This window comes from Pseudoalteromonas sp. BMB (genome assembly GCF_001709235.1).
Lineage (GTDB): Bacteria > Pseudomonadota > Gammaproteobacteria > Enterobacterales > Alteromonadaceae > Pseudoalteromonas > Pseudoalteromonas maricaloris.
In genome coordinates this window covers 1-4305 of sequence record NZ_MBQA01000198.1, presented here as the reverse complement: position 1 = coordinate 4305, position 4305 = coordinate 1, and the positions used below count along the sequence as shown (strand labels likewise).

The window sequence follows — 4305 nt, the reverse complement described above, 5'->3', positions numbered from 1 at the left end:
GGCGGCAAGTCGAGCGTCGCGATCAAAACACACTCAGAAGAACAAAAATCAAACAGCAAAGGTCAACAGGCCCTAAATGATAAATAAGAAAAGTGATCCATTACTCATGATGGATCACTCTGGGTATTGAAAAGCAGTTAACGCATTAGAAGCTGTAGCTCACACCAACGTAGGCTTGTCTACCTAGTGGCTTATAGCCCAGTAAAGAGCCATCTTTTGCTTCGCCCGCTGTGGCATTGAAATAACGCTTATCGGTTAAGTTTTCAATTCGGCCATTTAACTTGAATCCGTCGAAAAACGTATAGTTAGCAGCTAAGTTAAACAGCGTATATGACGGTAAAGTCACTGTATATGCACCTTCAGCTCCCCATACTTTATCGTCGCGATTACCTCTATGGACTAAGGTCAGTGTTGCGTCAACATTTTCCCACTCTTTACTGACTGAATAAGTTAAGGTACGTCTCGCTCTGCGCTGTAATTGCTTATCGGTATCAGCGTCTTTAGCACTCACATAGCTCGCATTTACTGTATGCTCGATACCAAAGTTGTCTTCAATTTCAACAGAAAGATCAGCACCTTCAAAGTCAGCGCGCTGAACATTGTAAGGGACGTATTTCCATTTATCATTTTGCTGATAAACGATTTTATCGGTAATACGGTTATCGTATACCGCAGCTTCCACACGGAAGTTCTCGCCGCTCCATGTGACAATAATTTCGTTATTAGTGGCTTCTTCAGGCTTAATATTCGGGTTAGGCAGATAGTAAGGACTATCAATCACAAACGCCTGTGATAAAGAAGGTGCTCTAAAGGCAGTACCATGATTCAACTTAACACTCAGGCCATCCATGAGTTGCTTACCTACAGCAACCGTGTAGGTGTTTGCACGACCATGAAAATCATAATCATCCGTTCTCAGTACAACCTCTGCCAGCCAATTTTCATCGTTGTAAAACCCACCTAGTGCTAAAGATAAGTTATCACGCTCAGGCTCTGAAAAAGAGGCGGTAGAATCACCAACATCTTCATTTAGAAAGGTAAAGTTACCCGTGAAGATCAAAGCTTCAGTTAAACTATATTGCGACTGATATTCAAATTGGCTGCGTTTGGTGACATAAGCGTTATCGTCAGCACTATTACCGATTTGAACGTTTTGTTCCTTACCTAAGCTGTATGACGCACTTTGGCTAAACTTGTCAGTACGTCTTTTCCACGCCAACTTATTGGTGTAGTTATGGAAACGGTAAGCATCACTACCAAAAGAGTCATACTCCCCCTCTCCTTCACTGTACTGTGAACGTAAGCTAAAAATGCCACTTTCTTCATCACCATACTGCACATTTAAACCGGCATTACCGTTATAATATCCATCACGGTCATGGTTTTTTGTGATTGCAGCTTCAGGGTCTTTCTCTATCACATCATAGCCATCGGTATGAGTGTAACCCGCATTAGCTGCAATACTAAACTTATCTTTTTTGTAATTTACCGTTGCTTCGGTCTTGGAGTAATTGTTACTCCCAGTCGTAAGCGCGATAGTATTGTTATTCCCTTCGCGACTAATAATATTAATCACGCCAGCAATGGCATCTGAACCATAAATCGCAGCTTTGGCACCACGAATGATCTCAATCCTTTCGATGCTATTAAGTGGTAAATTAGTAAGCGAATTGTCACCGGAGTTTGCATCCGTCACTCGAACCCCATCAATTAACACTAGCGTATGCTTAGCATCATTACCGCGTAGGAATAAACTCACGCTTTGGCCGAAGCCACCGTTTCTAACCGCTTGAATACCTGCGACATTATCGAGTAGCGATACGACATCTTGAACATTGCTTTTTTCAATTTCAGCACGACCTATAACCGTAATGGCAGACAGTGTGCTTTCTAGAGATTGTTCAAATTTATTGGCAGTAACAGTGATATGTTCAACATTTTGATCAGCAAACGCTGAAAAAGAGAGCGCCGTCGCTATCGCCGCGCTTAGAGCAGTTTTATTTAACATGGTTTCCCCTAACTTGTACCCACCGTACAAGAACACAAAGTGACTGTTTCAAGGCCGGTCTCCGGGCTCAGTAAACCTGCAGATTAGCAGTTCACTCTACCGTTGCGGGGGCAGCGCTGGCATAGAACCGATCCAAGCTAATCACGTGCAATAAACTGTCTTATTCAATTTATTGTTGATTAACGCAATTAGATGTTCCCTTGTGTTCGCACCAGTTTCCCGATTATCTATACACTTAGCAACCACACTAGGTTGTGTACAGCACCTTGAAAATGCGAGGCTATTGTCTTGGGTTTCGGAATGATTGTCAATGGACGTCTAGAAATCCAAAAGTGCAATCTATGCACTTTTGGAATGAAGTAAAGCGTAATTAGTCGCGGAAGTTTTTGAATTGAAATGGTTGGCCAAGCTCACCGGTACGAACCAGTTGCATCGTTTCTTGCAAATCGTCACGCTTTTTACCCGTTACACGCACCGTATCGCCTTGAATTGATGCTTGAACTTTCACTTTTGAGTCTTTGATGAGCTTAACCAGTTTTTTCGCCATCTCTTTGTCGATGCCTTGCTTTAACGCCACCTTACGCGATACGTATTTGCCAGAGCGCTCAATGTCTTTTAACTCGAAGCTTGCCACATCTAGGCCACGCTTTGCCGCTTTACCCACTAGCATATCGAACAATTGCATAACTTGCTGTTCTGCTTCCGCTTTGAGGTTAATCATTTCACCGCTTAGCTCGATTGACGCATCTACGCCACGAAAATCAAAACGTGTATCAAGCTCACGAACCGCGTTGTCTACGGTATTTTTTGCTTCTGTCATATCAATTTCAGATACAATATCAAATGAAGGCATGCTTCTCTCCTAAAGTCATTTTGGCTCGATTATAGCAGTTTATGCCTAATTTGAGTTACTTTAAGTTTTTAAACAGCGTATTAGGATGTTCACCCAATGGACAGTTTTCGATGGTATACTGCTCGCTTAGTCATACAGAAGTAGGATGTATTGTGACACGGCGCGTTTATAAAGCTCTTTTGATTATCTCTTTAATTATATGTACGGTGCTATTCGCAAAGGAAATTAGCTTGTCTCCAAAGCTGTTCCCAAATATCGATAAAGTGGCACATTTTGGTGTGTTTTTTGTGCTTGCGTTTATCTCTCACCATGCTTTTAAAGTAAAGGTATGGACACACATAGTGCTACTGTCCTTGTACGGTGCAGGAATTGAGTGGATGCAGCATTCATTACCATATCGCCAAGCATCTACCGCTGACTTTTTGGCTGATTTAGCCGGTGCGGTCAGTTATTTTGTTCTATTTTATATTTGGGCAAGTTGGCGCAACAGAAAACATGGCTAACATACATATTTTAGGTGAAGGGGCGATAGGATTACTGCTCGCCCAGCACCTTAGTCAATCTCATCAAATTACGCTGATCACTCGAAATAAACGCGCGGCGACTTATCGCTATCAAACAGCAAGTATTCAACAAACCATCCCATGCAGCACCAAAACACTTGCAGAACTCCCTGCCAACAGTATAGATACGCTAATCATTCCCGTTAAAGCATATCAGGTCATCGAAGCACTCCAAGCGCTCCGCCCTGTACTTTCAAAAAATGGCACGCTAATCCTTAGTCATAATGGCATGGTAGATTGGTCTGGTGAGTTAGCAGCGCTTGAAAAAACACAATCCGCCTACTTCTTAAGCACATCCATTGCTGGCTATAAAGTCGCAGACACTGTGCACCATACAGGACAAGGTGCAACTTGGTTTGGGCCGTTAAATTCACCCGCAGAATGCCACTACCAGCGCGTATTCTCGCAACTGTTTAGCACATTTGAAAATGCCCAAACCACGTTTGATATCATGCCAACGCTTTGGAAAAAGCTGGCGGTTAATATTGCCATTAACCCGTTAAGTGCATTGGAACAAGTCGAAAATGGTCAGTTAAGACAGCCCAAATACGCAGCCCAAATCCTTAATTTAATGAATGAAGTACAGCTTGTGGCCGCAAGTACAGGCGTAACCTTAGCGCTTAGCGAGCTAGTCACGCTTGCTTACACTGTAATGGCGCAAACCGCAAACAATCGCTCTTCAATGAATCAAGATCTCGCGAATAACAGGCGCACAGAAATTGACGCTATGTGCGGCTATATTTGCGAGCTAGCAGCAAAACAAAATATTGATGTACCGTTTAATCAACAGTTACTTGAGGAAGTGAATAAGCGCTGGCAGCTAGCGCGACAATAGGCTTAACTTCTCGGCGGGTAAATCGCCTTATATGGACTCCTCCAAT

The 4305-nt window shown here is 42.9% G+C and carries 4 protein-coding genes and 1 riboswitch; of the genes, 2 read left to right on the top strand and 2 right to left on the bottom strand.

All coding sequences use genetic code 11. From position 1 onward, the window contains the following. Positions 1-145: 145 nt before the first annotated feature. A complete protein-coding gene (locus tag BB427_RS20035; protein ID WP_069022802.1) occupies positions 146-2008 on the bottom strand; it encodes a TonB-dependent receptor domain-containing protein in 1863 nt (620 codons plus the stop codon). A 35-nt stretch (positions 2009-2043) separates the two neighbouring features. Further along, a riboswitch (cobalamin riboswitch) is annotated at positions 2044-2292 on the bottom strand. A gap of 86 nt (positions 2293-2378) precedes the next feature. After that, a complete protein-coding gene (locus BB427_RS20030; RefSeq protein WP_010374237.1) occupies positions 2379-2861 on the bottom strand; it encodes a YajQ family cyclic di-GMP-binding protein in 483 nt (160 codons plus the stop codon). A gap of 230 nt (positions 2862-3091) precedes the next feature. On the opposite strand from BB427_RS20030, the gene BB427_RS20025 reads away from it, so the two are divergent. Further along, entirely contained in the window at positions 3092-3364 is a 273-nt protein-coding gene (locus BB427_RS20025) for a VanZ family protein (protein WP_039492978.1), read from the top strand. Then, entirely contained in the window at positions 3357-4259 is a 903-nt protein-coding gene (locus BB427_RS20020) for a ketopantoate reductase family protein (RefSeq protein ID WP_069022800.1), read from the top strand. Before BB427_RS20025 ends, BB427_RS20020 begins: the two co-directional genes overlap by 8 nt. The last annotated feature ends 46 nt before the right edge of the window (positions 4260-4305 follow it).

Excerpts from the sequence above, each read along its gene's own strand:
- BB427_RS20035 (WP_069022802.1), bottom strand. The coding sequence starts at position 2,008 with ATGTTAAATAAAACTGCTCTAAGCGCGGCGATAGCGACGGCGCTCTCT.
- BB427_RS20030 (WP_010374237.1), bottom strand. The coding sequence starts at position 2,861 with ATGCCTTCATTTGATATTGTATCTGAAATTGATATGACAGAAGCAAAA.
- BB427_RS20020 (WP_069022800.1), top strand. The coding sequence starts at position 3,357 with ATGGCTAACATACATATTTTAGGTGAAGGGGCGATAGGATTACTGCTC.